This window comes from Pantoea sp. CCBC3-3-1, assembly GCF_007981265.1.
GTDB lineage: Bacteria > Pseudomonadota > Gammaproteobacteria > Enterobacterales > Enterobacteriaceae > Erwinia.
Map to the genome: position 1 here is coordinate 3,974,070 of NZ_CP034363.1, position 19,841 is coordinate 3,993,910.

The window sequence follows — 19,841 nt, forward strand, 5'->3', positions numbered from 1 at the left end:
CATTAATTAGCTCTGAGGCGTGCCCACTGCCGTTTGGTAGCACGGCTGGCGCGGTCAAGATAGAGATACACCACCGGCGTGGTGAACAGCGTTAATAACTGGCTCAGCGCCAGACCGCCCGCAATGGCCAGCCCTAACGGACTGCGCAGATCGGCATCACCCCCGCTGCCGAGCGCCAGCGGCAGTGCACCAAAGAACGCGGCCAGCGTGGTCATCATAATCGGACGGAAGCGCATCAGGCACGCCTGCGTAATCGCCTGCTGAGGTGAAAGCCCCTGATTACGCTCGGCGGCCAGCGCAAAGTCGATCATCATAATGGCGTTCTTTTTCACAATGCCGATCAGTAACAGGATGCCGATCAGCGCGATGACCGTCAGCTGCGTTCCGGTCAGCAACATCAGCAACAGCGCGCCGACCCCGGCAGAAGGCAGCGTGGAGAGAATGGTCAGCGGGTGAATATAGCTTTCATAGAGCATGCCCAACACGATATAGACGGCAATCAGCGCCGCCAGGATCAGCCACGGCATGGAAGAAGTAAGATCGGCAAAGGCTTTCGCCGTGCCCTGGAAGCCCGCCTGAACGGTATCCGGCAAGGCAATCTTCGCCATCGCGGTTTTGATTAACGCCTGCGCCTGCTCCAGCGAGACGCCGTCCGCCAGGTTAAAGGCGATCGTGCTGGTTGCAGACTGCCCCTGGTGCGCGACCGACAGCGGTGCATTCGCGCCGCTAAAGCTGGCAAAGGCGGAAAGCGGGATCTGCTCGCCAGAATCGTTCACCACATACAGCTTATTGAGCATCTCGGGATCGCGGGTGTAAGCATCCTGCAACGACATCACCACGTGATACTGGTTCAGCGTTTTATATAGCGTCGCCACCTGCCGCTGAGCAAAAGAGTTGTTCAGCATCGTATCAATCATATTCACATCGACGCCGAGCCTTTTGGCGCGGTCGCGATCGATATTGATCATCACTTCCTGACCGCCGGTCTGAGAATCGGAGTCCACGCTGGTTAACTGCGGGATCGCTTCCAGTGCGGCTTTCACTTTTGGCGTCCAGACGCGCAGCGTATCCAGATCGTCAGCCTGCAAACTGTACTGATAGCTGGCGTTGGCGCTGCGTCCGCCAATGTGAATATCCTGCGCCGCCATCAGAAACAGCTCGACGCCGGGAATATTTTTCGTTTTCCCGCTCAGGCGGTTGGCAACTTCCGTTGCGGTCGCGTCGCGCAGCTTATAGTCCTTCAGATGCACAAAGAAATTCGCTGTATTCCGCGAGCCGAACGCCCCGCTGCCCATCGATGACATCACGCCATCGACCGCCGGGTCCTGCTGGATCATTTTGGCGAACTGTTGCAGCTTCGGCTTCATGTCCTGGAAAGAGACGTTCTGATCGGCGCGCAGCATGCCCATCAGCAGGCCGGTATCCTGATTAGGGAAGAAGCCTTTCTGCACCACCGAATAGAGGAACAGATTGAGGATCACCGTCAGGATCAGGCTGAACAACGTCAGGCGCTGATGACGCATCACCCAGTTCAGCGCGCGGGAATAGGCTGCCAGCAGACGATTTAGCCCGTTTTCGATCCACTGGTAAACCGGATGCGGTTGCCGTGTCACTTCCGGCTTGCGTTTCAGCAGGCGCGAACAGAGCATTGGCGTCAGGCTGAGCGAGACGATCATGGAGATGATCAGGGAAACGGTCAGCGTGACGGCAAATTCGCGGAACAGGCGTCCGACAATGCTGCCCATCAGCAAGATGGGAATGAACACCGCCACCAGCGACAGCGTCATCGACAGCACGGTAAAACTCACCTCGTGTGCGCCTTTTAACGCAGCACGCACCGGGCTTAGCCCCTCCTCGATATAGCGCGTGATGTTTTCCAGCACCACGATGGCGTCGTCGACCACAAAACCGGTAGCGATAATCAGCGCCATCAACGAGAGGTTATCCAGGCTGTAGCCCAGCAAATACATCACCGCACAGGTGCCTATCAGCGACACCGGCAGCGCCAGTGCCGGGATCACCACCGCCTGCAAATTACGCAGGAAAACAAACACCACGCCAATCACCAGCATCATGGCGATCAGCAGCGTTTCTTCGGTGTCATACAGTGAATCACGAACGTTAGGCGAACGATCCACAACGATATGGAGTTTCGTATCCGCGGGCAGATCTTTTTCCAGAGCGGGAAGCTGCGCTTTGATCGCATCAATCGTCTCCAGCATGTTGGCGCCCGCCTGGCGGGTTACGCCAATCATCACCGACGGTGAATCGTTGTAATAACCGAGGTTGTATTTGTCTTCGACGGAGTCATAAACGGTCGCGACATCGCTCAGACGGATGGCGCGGCCGTCCTGATAGCTAACGATCAGGTTACGATACTGGCTGGCCTGCTCAAGCTGTCCGTTACCATCCACCACCCACGACTGTTTGTCGCCCTGCAACATGCCTTTAGGCAGATTGGTGGTACTGTTGGCCACCGCTTCCCGCACTTTATCGAGCGAGACGCCGAAATGCGTCAACATCTGCGGTTGCAGATCGATTCTGACCGCGGGCAGCGCGCTTCCCATTAGCGAGACATCGCCTACGCCCTGCACCTGCGCAATTTTTTGCTCGATTTTGCTTTCGGCCAGGTCGTAAAGTTCGCCTTTGGAACGGGTCGATGACGTCAGCGCCAGCATCACAATCGGTGCGTCAGACGGGTTGGCCTTACGGTAGGTGGGGAGCGAGGCCATACTGCTCGGCAGCAGGCTGCGCGCTGCATTGATCGCGGCCTGCACGTCACGCGCCGCACCGTTGATATCGCGGTTCAGCTCGAACTGCAAAATGATATTAGTGGAACCCTGCGAGCTGCTGGAGGTCATCTCGGTAATGCCCGCGATTTGCCCCAGCGAACGTTCAAGCGGCGTGGCGACCGTCGCAGCCATGGTTTCCGGGCTGGCTCCCGCCAGGCTGGCGGAAACCATAATGGTCGGAAAATCAACCTGCGGCAGCGGCGCAACGGGCAGCAGACGATAGCCCAGCGCGCCGAGCAGCAGCAGGGCCAGCGTCAACAGCAGGGTCGTGACGGGCCGGAAGATAAAGAAGCGGGAAATATTCATCCACGCGCCTTACGCATTCTGCGACGGCCACGCTCTGCCAGACGGTCAAACCACAAATAAATGACCGGCGTGGAGAACAGCGTCAGCACCTGGCTGAAAATCAGCCCGCCGACAATCACCAGACCCAGCGGCTGGCGCAGCTCCGCGCCCGACCCGGATGCCAGCATCAGCGGCAGCGCCCCCAGCAATGCCGCCATGGTCGTCATCAAAATCGGCCGGAAACGCAGCAGACAGGCCTGATGGATCGCCTCACGTGGGCTGAGATGCTGGTTTTTCTCCGCATCCAGCGCAAAGTCGATCATCATAATCGCATTCTTTTTCACTATGCCAATCAGCAGTATCACGCCGATTAACGCAATCAGGCTGAACTCGCTGCCCGCCAGCAGCAGCGTCAGCAACGCGCCGACCGCTGCCGACGGCAGCGTGGAAAGAATAGTCACCGGATGGATAAAGCTTTCATACAGAATGCCCAGCACCACGTACATGGTCATCAAGGCAGCCAGGATCAGCCACAGCGTGTTGCTGGTGGCGCTCTGGAACGCATCGGCTTCGCCCTGATAGCGCAGCGTAATACTGGAAGGCTGTTTCAGGCTTTCCTGCGTTTCTGCAATCGCCTTCTGTGCCTCTTCCAGCGAGTAGCCGTCGTTGAGGTTGAAAGAGACCGTGACCGCCGGGAACTGATTCAGGCGCATATGCACCAGCGATCCAATCCGCTGATGAATTTTGGCAATTGAGGTCAGACGCACCATGCCGGTGCTGGTGGTCGTGCTGCTGCCGCTTGATGAACTGCTGGCAGAAGAGGAGCTTGATGACGAAGCGCTGGTGCTGCTTGCCGAACTGGAACTGCTGTCCGTGCTGGAAGAGGCCGCCAGCCAGATATCGTTAAACGAGGCCGGTGACTGCTGATACTGCGGCGCAACTTCCAGCACCACGCGATACTGGTTTGACTGGGTAAAAATCGTCGAGACCAGCCGCTGGCCAAACGCGTTATAAAGCGCGGTATCGACGTCAGAGGCGGTAATGCCATAGCGCGCGGCGGCATCGCGGTTCAACTCAACGTAAGCCACCTGTCCCTGATCCTGAAGGTTGCTCACTACCGAGCTGAACTCAGGCCGCTTTTGCAGCGCCGCCACCAGCTTAGGCGACCAGCTTACCAGGTTTTCACTGTCGGCATCGTCCAGCGAGAACTGATATTTATCCGCCGTGACCTGATCGTTAACCGTCAGATCCTGCGCAGCCTGCATATAAAGCTGGATCCCCGGCACGTTTTTCGTCGCCTGTTGCAGCTCGGCAATCACCGCATCGGCACGTTCGTCGCGCTCGTCAAAAGACTTCAGGTTGATCTGCAAACGACCGCTGTTCAGGCTGGTATTGGTGCCATCAATACCGATGGAGGACGACAGGCTGTCCACCGCCGGATTTTTCAGCACGATTTCCGCCAGCTGCTGCTGTCGCTTTGCCATCTCACTGAAGGAAACATCCTGCGAGGCAACCGTCACACCCTGAATCAAACCGGTATCCTGCGACGGGAAAAAGCCTTTTGGAATAATGAGATAAAGCAAGGCGGTAAACACCAGCGTTGCCAGCGCCACCAGCAACGTCAGGCGCTGATGGTTAAGCACAATGGTCAGCAGACGGTCATAACCCGCAATCAGCTTATCGAAGAACTGTCCGCCTTTGCGGTAAAAACGCGTCTGCTTCTCTTCCGGGATATGCCGCAGCAGATAAGCACAGAGCATTGGCGTCAGCGTCAGGGAAACCAGCATTGAAACCAGAATCGACACCGCCAGGGTGATGGCAAACTCGCGGAACAACCGCCCTACTACATCGCCCATAAACAGCAGCGGGATCAGGACAGCGATCAGCGAGAAGGTCAGTGAGATGATGGTAAAACCGATTTGCGCCGAGCCTTTCAGCGCCGCTTCCATGGGCGTTTCGCCCTGCTCCAGCCGGCGGGAGATGTTCTCCACCACTACGATGGCGTCATCGATAACGAAGCCGGTGGCAATGGTCAGCGCCATCAGCGACAGGTTATTCAGGCTGAAGCCCGAGAGATACATCACGCCAAAGGTGCCGACCAGCGACAGCGGAACGGCCACGCTGGGGATCAGCGTGGCTGCAACGTTGCGCAGGAACAGGAAAGTGACCATCACCACCAGCGCAATCGACAGCATCAGCTCAAACTGCACGTCGCTGATGGAAGCGCGAATAGTCTGCGTGCGGTCGGAGAGGATCTGGATTTTTACGCCATCCGGCAGCGCCGCCTGCAACGCAGGCAGCTGGGCTTTAATATTATCGACAACCGAGATGACGTTAGCGCCGGGCTGACGCTGCACGGCAATCACGATGGCAGGCGTATTATTGGCCCACGCAGACTGATAGGTATTCTCCGCCGCTTCTTCGATATGGGCAATATCATGCAGCCTGAGCGCCGCGCCGTTCTGATACGTCAGGATCAGGTTGCCATATTCTTCGGCGGTGCGTAGCTGATCGTTGGCATCAATGGTCACCGAGTGATATGTGCCGTCAAAGCCCCCTTTCGACCCATTGACGTTACTGTTGCTAATCAGCGTGTTGACATCTTCCAGCGTCAGGCCGTGCGCCGCCAGCGCTTTCGGATCCATCCGCACCCGAATAGCGGGCTGATGCCCCCCGGCCAGCGTCACCATTCCCACACCGGAAATCTGCGACAGCTTCAGCGCAACCCGCGTGTTAACCAGATCCTGCACCTTAATCAGCGGCAGCGTATCCGAGCTGGCCGCCAGGGTGATAACCGCCGTGTCCGCCGGGTTCACCTTTTTATAGGTCGGCGGATTGGGCAGATCGGACGGCAGCAGGCTGTCTGCCGCATTGATCGCCGCCTGCACTTCCTGTTCGGCCACGTCCAGCGAGAGGTCAAGAGAGAACTTCAGCGTAATTACCGAGGAACCGCTTGAGCTGCTGGACGCCATCTGGCTCAGGCCCGCCATCTGCCCGAGCTGGCGCTCCAGCGGCGCGGTAACGCTGGATGCCATCACGTCGGGACTGGCGCCAGGATAGAGCGTCGTCACCTGAATAGTGGGATAGTCCACCTGCGGCAGCGCCGAGGTGGAAAGAAATTTATAGGCAAAGATGCCGGAGATCAGCACGCCGATCATCAGCAAAATTGTCGCGACCGGGCGCTCGATAAACAGGCGGGAAGGATTCATTGCGCTTTCGCGTTCCCGCTGGCCGCTTTGGTTTCGTCAGCCGTTACCACAGAGACTTTGCTGCCGCTGCTCAGACGATCGATGCCCACGGTCACAACCTGCTCGCCTGCGGTGACACCTTCCAGGATCGCCTGCTGCGAATCGCCCAGCGTCGGGCCGGTTTTTACCGCTTTGCGCGTCACGGTCTGGTCTTTATTAATCACGTAGACAAAGCTGCCGTCGCTGCTCAGCTGCAACGCCTGGGCGGGGATCACCGTGGCCTGTTTCAGCGTGCCGGTTTGCAGCCGCAGATTCACAAACTGGTTCGGATAGAGCGCCTCATCTTCATTGGAAAACAGCGCTTTCAGCTCGATTGAGCCGGTGCTGGTGTCGATCTGGTTGCTGATAAATTTCACGCTGCCGGTCGCCAGTTGGCTGTTGCCATCCTGATCGAAGGCGGCGGCCGGTAAACTCTGGCCGTTGTGCAGCGCCTTTATCAGCGTGGATATATTGCTTTGCGGCACGCTGAACGTAACGGCGGCAGGCTGGGTCTGCGTAACGGTGACAATGCCGGTCGTATCGCTGCTGTGCACCATATTTCCTTCATCAACTAAACGCAGGCCAACCCGACCAGAGATAGGTGACGTGATGCGGGCAAATTCAATATTGAGTTTTGCCGCGGCAATCTGCGCCCGATCGGCTTTTACCGCACCGCTATACTGCCCCACCGTTGCAACCTGAGAATCCAGGTCCTGACGGGATAATGAATCCTGCGAATAGAGTTTGCGGTAACGCGCCAGCGTTAACTGCGCGCTGTTCAACAGCGCCTGGTTCTGATTAAGATCGCCCTGGTACTGCGCCATCGTCGCCTCATAGCTGCGCGGATCGATCTGCGCGAGCAGCTGCCCTGCGGCGACCTTCTGCCCTTCAGTGAAAAAGACGTTGGTCAGCTGGCCATCAACCCGGCTGGTAACGGTGACGGTTGCATTAGGGATCACCGTGCCCAACGCAGTGAGATAAACCGGCACGTCCGCCGTGGTGACGACGCCTGCATGTACCGGCGTTGGGCCTGACATCATCATGCCGCCGGGGCCACCGGGGCCGCCGGGACCACCAGGCCCCCCCGCGCCTTGTGGCGCACCGGAACCTTTCGGCCAGAAGCGCCATGCCAGTAGTGCAACGAGGATGACCAGAAGCAGTAAAAGGATCTTTTTACGTCGTAGGGATGAGGTTTTCGCAGTCGTTGGGGTCATGAGGCTCTGTAAAATCAGCAATAACAAAGAAACGGCAGCACTCCGCCACCGCCTGAAAAACGCGGGCCAAAAAATGGCCAGCGCTATTATGATTGAGCACGCTGATTAATTTCCATCCTTGTAACGTAAGGATTGCGTAATCAACACGCGTAAATCATGATTTCCAACCACCACCCAGCGCTTTATACAGTGTAATTTGCTGGTTTAACTGCCCTAACTGCGTGGTTATTAGCGATTGCTGCGCCGCATACAGTGAACGCTGCGCCACCAACACGTTCAAATAGTTATCCACGCCTTCCTGATAGCGGATATGGGCAAAGTCATAGTTTCGCTGGTTGGCCTGCTCATCCTGCTTACGCGCATTCAACTCGTCCTGATACGTATCCTGCCCGGCCAGCGCGTCGCCGACCTCTTTGAAGGCGGTCTGAATGGATTTCTCGTAGTCCGCGATTTCAATACGCTTTTGCAAATGAGCGACATCAAGATTAGCGGAGTTCACGCCGCCGTCAAAGATAGGGAGATTGATACTCGGTCCAAACGACCAGGCCGCCGTGCCGCCTTCCAGCAAATGCCCAAGACTGCTGGAGGTGGATCCGCCCGACGCGGTCAGGCTGATACTCGGGAAGAAGGCCGCACGGGCCGCGCCGATATTGGCATTGGCCGCTTTCAGCGTGTGTTCAGCAGCAATAATATCCGGACGACGCGTTAGCAGATCGGACGGCAGTCCGGCTGGCGTAGCCGGGAAGTGCCAGTCCTTTTTCAGCCGCGCATTGGCCAGCATATCGGCAGGCAAATCGGTACCGACCAGCAGCGCCAGCGCGTTCACATCCTGCCGTACCTGGCGTGTGTAAGACGCCACATCAGCCTGCGCGGCACGCACCGACGTTTCCGCCTGCACCAGATCCTGCTCGCTGCTGACGCCGCCGTCCACGCTGCGTTTGGTCAGGTTGTAAGAATCCTGCTGGCTTTTTACCGTGCTCTGCGCCAGCGTCAGCAGCTCGTTATCCGCACATAACGAAAGATAAGCCGACGCGACTTCCGAAATCAGGCTGATCTGCGTCGCCCGCTGCGTGGCGGCGGTGGCGAGATAGCTCTCCAGCGCCTCATCGCGCAGGCTGCGCAGGCGACCGAAGAAGTCCAGCTCCCAGGCACTGACGCCCAGACTGGTGTTGAACTCGTGATAAGTCACCGGCCCGGTTGAGGCGGTGTTATACAGATTGCCCGGCAGATGAGCCGCCGTTTGCGAGCCGCTCAGGTCGATGGAAGGCAGCAGCGCTGCCCGGTCAATCTGTACCTGTGAACGCGCCACATCAACATTTAGCGCCGCGACCCGCAGGTCACGGTTATTCTCAAGCGCGCTGGCAATCAGCTTGTGCATCACCGGATCGGTGAAAAAGTTTTGCCAGCTGATGTCCGCGCCGTTGCCCGCTTTGTTTCCCTGCTGGTCATAATGCGCCGCTACCGGCAGCGCAGGACGCGCATATTTCGGTTCCATGGTACAGCCACTCAGCACCAGCATTACCGCCAGCGGCATTACAGCCAGTGAAAAAGTCTTACGCATTACTTAACCTCAGTGTTTGTTTTTTTGCCCGAAAAACGCTGCGCCACTACCACGTAGAACATCGGTACAAAGAAGATGGCCAGGAACGTGGCGGTGATCATTCCGCCGACAACGGCGGTACCAATTGAGTGCTGGCTTCCGGCACCTGCGCCGCTGGAAATCGTCAGCGGCATCACGCCCAGCACAAAGGCCATTGAGGTCATGATGATTGGCCGGATACGTAACCGGGCCGCCTCCAGCGCGGCTTCCACCAGTCCCTTCCCTTCCTTCTCATGCAGCTCTTTGGCGAATTCGACGATCAGAATGGCGTTTTTTGCCGCCAGCCCGACGGTGGTTAACAGGCCAACCTGGAAGAACACGTCGTTTTCCAGCCCGCGCATCAGTACCGCCAGAATCGTGCCGAGCACGCCCAGCGGCACCACCATGATCACCGAGAAAGGAATAGACCAGCTTTCGTACAGCGCGGCCAGACAGAGGAAGACCACCAGAATAGAAATGGTATACAGCGCAGGCGTTTGCGAGCCGGACGTCTGTTCTTCATAGGACATGCCATGCCACTGGACCTTGAAGCCCGGCGGCAGTTTGGCCGCAATTTCATTCACCGCTTTGACGGCATCGCCCGAACTGTAGCCGCTGGCTGGCGAGCCCATAATTTCTACCGCCGAAATGCCGTTGAAACGCTCATAGCGAGGCGAACCGTATTGCCACTCGCCGCTGCCAAAAGCGGAGAACGGCACCATGTCGCCGCTGGTATTACGGAAGTACCATTTGTTCAAATCCTCTGGCGTGACGCGTGAACCGGCGTTGCCCTGGATGTAGACCTTCTTCACGCGGCCGTTATAGATAAACTGGTTTACGTAGCTCGAACCCCAGGCGGTCGAAAGCGTGTCGTTGATATCTTCCAGGCTCAGACCCAGCGCGCGGGCGCGTTCATCATCAATGATCAGGTGATACTGCGGTTCGTCATCCATGCCGTTCGGTCGGGTTGCCATCAGGCGTTTATCCTGTGCCGCCATGCCGAGGAACTGGTTACGCGCCGCCATCAGCGCTTCGTGTCCCTTGTTGTTGGTATCCTGAAGATAGAAATCAAAACCGGTGGCGTTGCCCAGTTCCATTACCGCCGGCGGCACCAGCGCAAAGACTTTGGCCTCTTTTAGCGTGGCGAAGTGGGCCATGGTGCGGGCAGCCAGTTTCTGAACGGTTTGGTCGCTGTTACGCTGCGCCCATGGCTTGAGCAAGACGAACGACATGGCGGTGTTTTCGCCACGTCCGGAGAAACTGAATCCGTTTGGCGAGAAGACCGAACTGACTTCCGGTTCGTTTTTCAGCAGCCATGCCTGGATATCATCCAGCACCTGTTGCGTCCGCTCGGATGAGGCGTTGGCGGGCAGCGTGGTTTGCATCATCATCACTCCCTGATCTTCATCCGGCAGGAACGACGTGGGAACACGGGTGAACAGGTAGCCGGTAGCGACAATCAGCAGCAGATAGATTGCTAAAAACAGATTCCGCTTCGAGATCACCGCGCCAACGCTGTGGGTATAGTGCAGCGTACCCGCATCGAATTTGCGGTTGAACCAGCCCGCCATGCCGGTAGTTTTATGATCCGCCGAGCCGGGTTTCAGCAGCGTCGCACAGAGTGCGGGCGTGAAGATCAGCGCCATCAGTACCGACAACGCCATTGCGGAAACGATAGTGACAGAGAACTGGCGGTAGATAACGCCGGTCGATCCGCTGAAGAAGGCCATTGGCAGCAGCACCGCCGACAGCACCAGGGCAATACCAAACAGCGCGCCCTGAATTTGCTCCATCGATTTTATCGTTGCGGCCTTCGGATCTAACCCTTCGTCATGCATCACGCGCTCGACGTTTTCCACCACCACGATGGCATCATCCACCAACAGCCCTATTGCCAGCACCATGCCGAACATCGTCAGCGTGTTGATGGTGTAACCACAGGCGGAAAGAATGCCGAAGGTGCCCAACAGCACAACCGGAACAACCATGGTAGTAATTAGCGTGGCCCGCAGGTTTTGCAGGAACACCAGCATCACCAGAAAGACCAGTCCGATCGCTTCAAACAGCGTTTTCACCACTTCCTCAATCGAGGCGCTAACGACCGGCCCGGTATCGTACGGGAAGGTGACTTCCACACCGTCAGGCAGCGAAGATTTCACCCCATCAACCGTGGCGCGTACGGCATTGATGGTGTCCAGCACGTTAGCGCCGCTTGCCAGACGCAGCGCCATACCGGCAGAAGGTTTGCCGTTATAGGTGGCGGAAATACTGTAATCCTGCGGGCCGAGATCGACTTTTGCCACGTCTTTCAGGCGCACCTGAGAACCATCTGCATTCACATTCAGCAGGATGTTTTCAAATTGCGCAACGGACTGAAGTCGGGTTTTGCCGACAATCGTTGCGCTGAATTTTGCGCCGGGAATCGACGGCAAACCGGCCAGCTTGCCGCTGGAGATCTGCACGTTTTGCTGACTGATAGCCGTGGAAACATCGCTGGGGATCAGCTGATATTTGTAGAGTTTTCCCGGATCGAGCCAGATACGCATGCCGTATTCCGATCCCATCACCATAAAGTCGCCAACGCCTTTGGTGCGCGAAACCGGGTCTTCCAGTTTGGAAACCAGCAGGTCAGCGAGGTCGCCGTTGCTCATTTTCCCGTTGGTGGAGATCAGACTGACCACCAGCATAAAGTTGGCCTGATATTTCCGGACGTTGATGCCCTGTTCGGTCACTTCGCTGGGCAGCTGCGACTCCGCCAGCGAAACCTTGTTTTGTACCTGAACCTGCGCGGTATCGGGATCGGTACCCTGATTGAAGGTCACGATAATCGTTGCGCTGCCGTCGCTGTTGCTCTGCGATTCAATGTAACGCAGGTTATCAATGCCGTTCAGCTGCTGCTCAATCACCTGTACCACGGTATTCTGCGCGGTTTCAGCACTGGCTCCCGGGTATGTCACCTGCACCGAAATCGCCGGCGGTGCAATATTGGGATACTGGTTGATCGGTAGCTTAAGGATCGCCAGGCCGCCAACCAGCATCACGATGATCGCCACCACCCAGGCAAAGATGGGACGCTCAATAAAGAATTTAGACATCAGGTTTCCTCTACTGCGCTGAAGGGTCGGTGGTAGTCAGGTTGGCCTGCGGTGCCGCTTTCGCCGCGGCTTCCGTTGGGTTGACCTTGTTGCCCGAACGCACGTTTTGCAGCCCTTCCACCACGACGCGATCGCCGGATTTCAGGCCCGATGTCGCCAGCCATTTGCCGCTAATCATTTCACCCGTGGTAATGCTCTGCTGACTGATGGTGTTATCTGCCTTTACCACGAAGACGTAAGGCTTGCCTTTGGTGTCGTGCATCACCGCTTCCTGCGGTACAAGAATGCCGCTATCGGCAACCCCCTGTGGGAAGCTGGCGTGAACGAACATGCCTGGCAACAGCACGCGTTGTGGATTCGGGAAGGCCGCGCGCATCGTCACGCTACCGGTGCTCTGATCGACCGTCACCTCAGAGAATTCCAGCCTGCCTTCCTGCGCATAAGTCGAGCCATCTTCCATCGTCAGTTTGACCGCTGCGGCGTTTTCGCCGGTTGCCTTCAGCTTGCCTTCCGCCAGCGCACGACGCTGCCGCAGCAGATCCTGTGAGGATTCGCTGACGTCAACATAGATAGGATCAAGCTGCTGGATAGTGGTGAGATAGCTGGTTTGTCCGTTAGTAACCAGCGCGCCCTCGGTGGAGAGAGAACGTCCGATATGGCCGGAAATCGGCGCGCGAACGTTGGTGTAGTTAAGATTCACCCGTGCAGTTTCCAGATCGGCCTGCGCTTCGCGTGCGGCGGCAACGGCATCGTCATAGGTCTGCCCGCTAATCGCGTGTGCAGCTGCCAGTGGCTTGTAGCGTTTAGCCAGCTTATTCGCATTCGTCAGCGTCGCCTCGGCCTTGTCGTAAGCGGCCTGGTAGCTGGCAGGATCGATTTGATACAGCGGATCGCCCGCTTTTACTTCGCCGCCTTCGGTAAACAGTCGTTTAAGAATGATACCGCTTACCTGCGGGCGGACTTCTGCCGTGCGGACGGCGGTGGTCCGGCCGGGTAGTTGAGTGGATAGCGTTACCGGCTCGCTTTTCAGCGTCGCCACACCGACCGATGTAGGTTGATTGCTGGCCACCGGCGAGGAGCTCTGGTCACAGGCGGCCAGTAAAAAAATCAGGCTCGCTGGAAGGATCGTTAAGCGCATGGTGAATTCTCAATTAAATAAAATAGTAACGAGAGTGAATATTCTCAAAAAAGAGGATGATTATAGAAGCGCCGTCAGATTGACAGTGTTAAGTTTTTGCTAAATTAAATGTCGAAACGCTTCCGGTTTTTCTGGGGCTTTTTGCCAGCAGGAAAGTTGCCCCTGACAGCGCTACCAACACGGAAAGGGGCTGGCACCACCTGAGGAATGCGGTGTCAGGCAGTGATGCTATTACCCTACCCTTTCCGTCCGGAGAGGGTTGTAACTTTTGTGCAAAAAATCAGTTAAGAGTTGTGTGGATTTCCGGGCCGTTTTAACGGGCTACTCTGCAAGCAGCAGCACAATTATCCCAATCTTCCCCTTTGCTCTGACCTTTTTTTATTTTTAATCAATATTTCACTGGTCAGAAAAAATACGCTGGTGACTCTTTTAATCACCCAGGGAAGGGATGATGAGCTTCAGCCTGCCAGGAATTTATCTCTATTATCTGCCAAAAGATGACCTTGCGCCCGAAGAGTATGAGCGCATTATTTCCCCCATTTTTGCCTGGATGCACATCCGTGAAGAGTATGAATTTGACGACGCCCATGACAGGGGTTTCCGTCTGGTAAATATGCATAAGCGTCCCTGTGACCCTAATCCCCATCAGCCACGCCGCTATGGGCCGAGGGAAGCGTATCGCTTTCGGAGACGCTCGGTTTTGCTCAACGCCCTGACCGGCTGTCAGGGGCCGCACAAGGCTCCCCCTTTTGCTAAAGGCGACTATAAAGCTGCCGTATGGCAAATGGAAGTTTGCCTTCTTCACGCCGAATGCGCTGCCAGCCATGGTAACTCGGGTGGGAATTGTGGGCACCTCAGGGTACCTGTACCAGTTTTATACGCTGGACAGCACCCAAGGTAATCCCTACTCAGTAGGGACATGGAGCGAAAAGATCAGGCGCAGCTCAATCCATTTCAATCAGGCAAAATCTCCGCCGCAGTATAGGGTGTTCTGCTGGGACTCACTCATTGATAAAAAGGTTTATGAGACGAGTATGTTTTTTCCGGAGTCGGTGTGGCGGAAGATGATCGCGCCCGCCTGGAATAAATATCGTCCGGAAGAGCCCGCCTGGTATGACACCATGCTGTTTGGGCTGGCCCCGGAAGGTAAGGTACGGGTCTGGTTACAGAACAGTGGCGGCGGGGATAATTACCCGGTACCGGTAATAAAACTGAAAACCGTCTCAGGAGATAAGCTGGACCTCTGCAGGAACGTCACTAAAAGTGATTTTTCCTCTGGCTACGACCAGGATATAAAAGAATTTATCAAAGGCAAAACTTACCCTTACGGCAGCTGGTCATGATCAACAGCGGAAAAAACCCTGACCTCCCGGCCAGGATTTAATCAGTAGACGCAATCAGAACGCGATATCCACACCACCACGGAACACCGATTCGTCGCCTTTATCCGCCACATGTTTATCCATGCGCAGGAACAGGCGGGCATCTTTGGCTTTGCCCACGTCCAGCCTCATCCCGTACCACTGGGAATCCTGGTCGAGCGTCATGCCGGGGATAGCAAAACGCTCGCCTTCATCGCCCGTTCCCACCCAGCGGGCAGTGACGTCCATGGATGGATTGGTAAACGCGTGCTGATGTTCGCCATAAACCGACAGCATCGACCACCACTGACCCATCTCTAATAGCGGTGCGCTAAGGTTGAGCCCGCTCATCCCTACAGTACGGCTGTAACGGGCGCTGTCGCCTTCCAGACCCAATGCGTTGCCTTCATCGTTAAAGCCGCCAGTATAGAGCTGGCTCAGCTTCATTCCGGCATAGGGCTCCAGCGTCAGACGATCGTTCAGCGACCAGCGATAGCCCGTTTTGACCAGTGCCTGCCAGCTGTCGTTGCGCGTATCTGACGAGGTGGCCTGAATGCCATTGAGCAGCAGTACACGGTTAAGTTCCGTATCGCCATGCTGATAGCTCAGGTTGCCCTGCCAAATCCATTCTGGCGTCACGGCGTACTGACCGTAGAACATCACGCCCTGCAAGCTGTTGCTGCTGTTGCCGCCGCTACCGTCATAGCTGGCTCTGATTTCGCTGTCCGTCACGGCAGCACCCAGTCTCAGGCCGGTGACGTCGAAGTCGCTGTCAACGCCGATTGCGGTGGTATTAATACGATAGTGGCTTCCCAGATAGCCGTCCTGTTGCAGATCGCCATGCAGCGTGCCGGTTTCCGCCCACATGCCGTAAGGCTTTTGCTGTGCCGGATCGAGGCGGTTATTCAACAACTGGTTCTGGTAATCAAGGCTGTTGAAAAGGATCGCATTACCGCTGGAATGCGCCTGACCGGAAAGCGAGTCCAGCGTGGCACCGGCTTCTGCGCTGCTGCCAATTTGTTGAAACGCAGCGGCGGCTGATAACAGCTCATCCTGTTGTGCCGATCGCGCTGTCTGAGTCGACAGGCTGTCCGCAACCCGTAGCGCCTGTTCAACGTTTGCGGCGCTTTTCAGGGTTGCCGCCCCGGTCAGCCCTGCCGCTTCTGCCGCCGTGACGGTATTCACGCGCTGGAAGCTACCGTTGACGCTGTTAGCGCTGTAATTCACCGAGCCGGTCAGGAATACGCCAGTGTCTACGCTGGAAAACTGCCCGCTGATCCCCTGCGTGCTCTGCAACAGCGATTCGCTGGTTTGCACAATATAGGTGTCAGAAGGCAGATAGACCTGCAATGCGCCATTCAGCGTGGCTGGCCCCGCAACCGTCAACGGCTGGGAGAGTGTGATCCGCAGCGTTCCGTCGGCACTCTGCTGATAGCTGCCAACAACATGCAGGCCACCGGCGGACGTAGTGACCACCGTTCCCTGGTTGCTCAGGTTGCCGCCAATAATACCTTTACCGGCCAACAGACCGCTGCCTGTAACCTGCACATCGCTGGCCACGGTTCCGTCAATATACAGGCTGTTGCTTTGCACTCGGGTAGACCCGGTGTAAGTATTGTTACCGGTCAGCGTCAGTACGCCGCCCGCGTCGCTGTCACCGCTAACGATTAACCCACCGTCGCCGCTGATATCGTTAGCGAAGGTGTAACTGCCCCAGGTCAGCGCAGCGGTAAAATCAGCGCCGTAAAACATGCCCGGCCCCTTCAGCGCTTTATCGACATTGACATCCCCCCAGCCAAAGGTGTCGTTATAAGGACGTCCATTGGCCGTGTCCGCCGCCACGCCCGCTACGGCATCGGTGTGGTAAGTCGCCGTGGTTAACAGCGTTTGCTGGAGGTTGTAACCGGTCATCCACGGGAACTGTGCCGACACTCTTGATGCCACTCCGGCCACGCGCGGCGCGGCGAAAGAAGTGCCATATTCACGGGCCAGCGTTCCGTCATCCTGTAGATAATCGGCATAACCCGGCGCCGCCAGACACCAGGCGGCAGCATCGCCACAGGCATCAAAAACCCACAGCTCAGGGGGACGACTGCCCTGCGCTACGGTATAGCCTGGAATATAGCCGGTGACGGCAATCAGCCCCTTTTGCAAGCTGGGATCGTTATAAATCAGCGGCACCTGCGCGTTAGGTGAAGGCGTGGACGTCCCGCCGTTACCGGTGACCACTACGCCAAGCGCGTTCGCCTGCACGATGCTGCTCAGGCTGTCACGCAGCAGATCGTAGCGCCCGCTGGTACGCGCGCTTTCCAGTGCTGCTGCGCTGGTCAGACGCTCGCTGGAGGCGTAGGACATGTTGATGATTTTTACCCCGCTGTTCAGCAGGCCCGCGATCGCCTTCTGCGTATCGGAATAATAAAAAAGATTGTTGCTGGAAGCCTGGGCGATCCATAAATCACTGTCTGGCGCAACGCCTCCGGTATAGCTCCCACTGGCAATACCCGCCAGCGCCAGGGCAACCACGGTGCCGTGCCCGGCGCTTCCGCCATTATCATTCAGGGTCTGACTGCCGCCGGACAGGTAAGAAGTAAAATGTACGTTGTCGTAGTTGATATCCGGCCGACCGGCTGCCAGCCCTGAGTCAACGATCCCGACTTTTACTTTGCCGTACGTCACCACGTTGGTTGTCGGCGTCGTTGCTACCGGTGTCGTTGTGGTTACCGGTGTCGTTGGGGTTGTGGGCGTTGTGGGCGTTGTGGGTGTTGGGGTAACAGTCTCGCTGTCGTTATTACTGCCACCGCCGCCACCGCCGCCGCCACAGCCGTTCAGCAGAAGCGTAGCGATTAAAACGGCCAGCAACGACAAAGGATGATTAAATGAATGTACAGGAACAGATTGATGAATTCGCACGATGATCCTCTTAAATCGCAATAGCGGAAAAACAGAGCCATCCATGCTTTGACAGATACAGTTTAGATCCCATTACGCGGGAAACAGATAAGATTAATTTAACAGTAGCGGATGTTTTCGATCGCGTGAACAGCCGCGGGTTTTTAGGGATGTTTAGCGGTTAAAGGTGGAATGGCGAGGTAAGAGGTTCAAAAAAAAACCCACGCGAGCCGTGGGTTTGGATAAACAGCTTGCTGTTGGTGAAGTTAGCCGCTATGCGTGGCATAAAGCGCATCTGGCGCAATATTCATATGCTTTAGTACCGGACCGATGATGTTGCCGAATACCGGTGCGGCTACCGATCCGCCGAAGTGATCGCCTGCGGTGGGATGGTTAATCATAATTACCAACGCGACCTGAGGGTTACTGGCTGGCGCGACGCCAGCGGTGTAGTTGATATAGCCGCCGTCATATTTACCGCTGGCACCCATTTTTTCCGCCGTACCGGTTTTAATCGCTAACCGATAGCCGGGCACCGCCGCACGCACGCCACTGCCGCCGGGCAACGCATCACTTTCCATCATATGTACTACCGAGCGCACGTTATCTTCGTCTGCCACGCGCGTTCCGATTACCGGAGGCGTCACTTTAGTGATGGAGAGCGGCCGGTAAACGCCGAATGAGCCAAGCGTGGCGTATTCACGAGCAATCTGTAACGGCGTGACGCGCAAGCCGTAACCAAACGAGAACGTCGCGCGTTCAATGTCGGCCCAGCGCTCGCGGTGCAGCGGGAAGTAGCCAACGCTTTCGCCCGTCAGCCCCAAACCGGTGGGTTTTCCGAGGCCAAAGGAGTGGAAAGTGTTCACCAGCACTTCTGCGGGCATCGCCAGAGCGATATGCGAGACGCCGATATCACTCGATTTTTGCAAAATACCGGTCATGGTCAGGCGCGGCCAGTGGCCTACGTCACGGATTAAATGCCCGTTAACGCGATACGGCGTGGTGTCCAGCACCGAATCCGGGCGAACCAGCTTACGGTTCAGTCCTTCCATGACCACCAGCGGCTTAACGGTAGATCCCGGTTCATAGCTGTCGTTGATCGCCGCATTACGCATCTGGGCAGGCGAAACGTTGACAAAGTTATTTGGGTTGTACGAAGGGTAAGAGGCCATCCCCAAAATTTCACCGGTATCGATTTTGACTAATACCGCCGCACCAGAGTCCGCTTTGTTCAGCAATACGCCGTCGCGGAGTTTGCTGTACATGGTGTACTGGTCGAATTTGTCGATGCTCAGCTGCACGGTCGGCGGCTGGCGAGGCGGCTCGTAATTGATCATCGCAATAATGTTGCCGTGGGCATCCTGGCGGTATTTTTCTTCGCCCGGCGTGCCCTGCAATACTTTATCAAAGCCTTTTTCCAGCCCGTTCAGTCCGGTGTTGTCTGCGCCGACGATGCCGATCAGCGGCGCGGTCGCTTCACTCATGGGATAAAAGCGGCTGTCGTCGTAAACGGTAGAAATGCCGGCCAGATGCAGCTGAGAAATATCTTTCGCGATCCCCAGCTCAATTTTATGCCCCAGGTAGAGAAAGCGACGGTGAGGATTCGCCTTGATCTGCTGAGCCAGCTGCTCAGGGCGCTGGTCGAGCGCGTTCGCCAGATATTCCCATTTTGCACTGGTGAAGTCGGGATGCGCTTCCAGTACCCGCTGGGGATCGGCAATGATGTCGCGCGAAGGCACGCTCAGCGCCAGCGCTTCGCCATTACGATCCAGCAACGTACCGCGATTGGTCGGTAGCGTAACGGTACGCAGTGAGCGTTCATCCGCCTGCTTTTCCAGCATCGGATGGTTGATAAGCTGTAAATCCCCTACCCATGCCAGCAGCAGCACCAGACAGCCAAATACCCCTAAGCAAATAAGACGAAAGCGAACAGGATGGAATGGCGTTTTTGCCTGGTCTTTGGCCAGTGATTTCTTTAAGCGGGGCATAGCTCTTCTATTAATGGCTGGAGGATAACTGTCGGGGAGTTATACAAAAAATGCGGTGATGATGACAGAGAAACTGTGTTTCAGATCGTGATTACTGGCGGTTTTATGACGGTCGACAAACCTGATGCAGATAATTAATTCAGAAAGTTAGCGGACAGCAGGAGATTGAGATAAAAAAAACCTGCGCATCTGCGCAGGTCGGTGAAACAAAGTAAAAACTTTTTGATGTTCACCCATCAATACCTCTGGGACTTAAACTGTAGCAATCTGACG

Annotated in this window: 10 protein-coding genes; 2 read left to right on the top strand and 8 right to left on the bottom strand. The window is 56.5% G+C overall.

What is annotated here, in order from left to right; genetic code table 11:
• Positions 1 to 2: 2 nt before the first annotated feature.
• The 6 genes from EHV07_RS18545 to EHV07_RS18570 form a co-directional block, all read right to left on the bottom strand.
• A complete protein-coding gene (locus tag EHV07_RS18545) occupies positions 3 to 3,098 on the bottom strand; it encodes a multidrug efflux RND transporter permease subunit (protein ID WP_147199642.1) in 3,096 nt (1,031 codons plus the stop codon).
• Positions 3,095 to 6,286: an efflux RND transporter permease subunit gene (locus EHV07_RS18550; RefSeq protein WP_147199643.1), complete on the bottom strand. Its 3,192-nt coding sequence runs from the start codon at positions 6,284 to 6,286 to the stop codon at positions 3,095 to 3,097. The genes EHV07_RS18545 and EHV07_RS18550 overlap by 4 nt, the downstream gene beginning before the upstream one ends.
• Positions 6,283 to 7,518 carry an MdtA/MuxA family multidrug efflux RND transporter periplasmic adaptor subunit gene (locus tag EHV07_RS18555; protein ID WP_147199644.1) on the bottom strand — a complete coding sequence of 412 codons (1,236 nt, stop codon included), beginning with the start codon at positions 7,516 to 7,518 and terminating at the stop codon, positions 6,283 to 6,285. The genes EHV07_RS18550 and EHV07_RS18555 overlap by 4 nt, the downstream gene beginning before the upstream one ends.
• Before the next feature lie 154 nt (positions 7,519 to 7,672).
• Positions 7,673 to 9,079: an efflux transporter outer membrane subunit gene (locus tag EHV07_RS18560; protein ID WP_147199645.1), complete on the bottom strand. Its 1,407-nt coding sequence runs from the start codon at positions 9,077 to 9,079 to the stop codon at positions 7,673 to 7,675.
• Complete coding sequence (locus EHV07_RS18565) at positions 9,079 to 12,192, bottom strand: efflux RND transporter permease subunit (protein ID WP_147199646.1); 3,114 nt, start codon at positions 12,190 to 12,192, stop codon at positions 9,079 to 9,081. The genes EHV07_RS18560 and EHV07_RS18565 overlap by 1 nt, the downstream gene beginning before the upstream one ends.
• 10 nt (positions 12,193 to 12,202) lie before the next feature.
• The gene (locus EHV07_RS18570) at positions 12,203 to 13,330 is read right to left on the bottom strand and encodes an efflux RND transporter periplasmic adaptor subunit (RefSeq protein ID WP_147199647.1); all 1,128 of its coding nucleotides are present in this window, start codon (positions 13,328 to 13,330) and stop codon (positions 12,203 to 12,205) included.
• 448 nt (positions 13,331 to 13,778) lie between these two features.
• Between EHV07_RS18570 and EHV07_RS24955 the strand changes: the two genes are divergently transcribed.
• Both EHV07_RS24955 and EHV07_RS24700 read left to right on the top strand, forming a co-directional pair.
• Entirely contained in the window at positions 13,779 to 14,231 is a 453-nt protein-coding gene (locus EHV07_RS24955) for a hypothetical protein (RefSeq protein ID WP_254446378.1), read from the top strand.
• Entirely contained in the window at positions 14,155 to 14,673 is a 519-nt protein-coding gene (locus tag EHV07_RS24700; RefSeq protein WP_254446365.1) for a DUF2931 family protein, read from the top strand. The genes EHV07_RS24955 and EHV07_RS24700 overlap by 77 nt, the downstream gene beginning before the upstream one ends.
• Positions 14,674 to 14,727: 54 nt before the next feature.
• On the opposite strand, the gene EHV07_RS18580 is transcribed toward EHV07_RS24700, so the two are convergent.
• Positions 14,728 to 17,601, bottom strand: a complete 2,874-nt coding sequence (locus EHV07_RS18580) for a S8 family serine peptidase (RefSeq protein ID WP_254446270.1) — start codon at positions 17,599 to 17,601, stop codon at positions 14,728 to 14,730.
• A 245-nt stretch (positions 17,602 to 17,846) separates the two neighbouring features.
• Positions 17,847 to 19,568 (bottom strand): penicillin-binding transpeptidase domain-containing protein, encoded by a 1,722-nt coding sequence (locus EHV07_RS18585; RefSeq protein ID WP_147199649.1) that lies wholly within the window; start codon positions 19,566 to 19,568, stop codon positions 17,847 to 17,849.
• Positions 19,569 to 19,841: the final 273 nt, after the last annotated feature.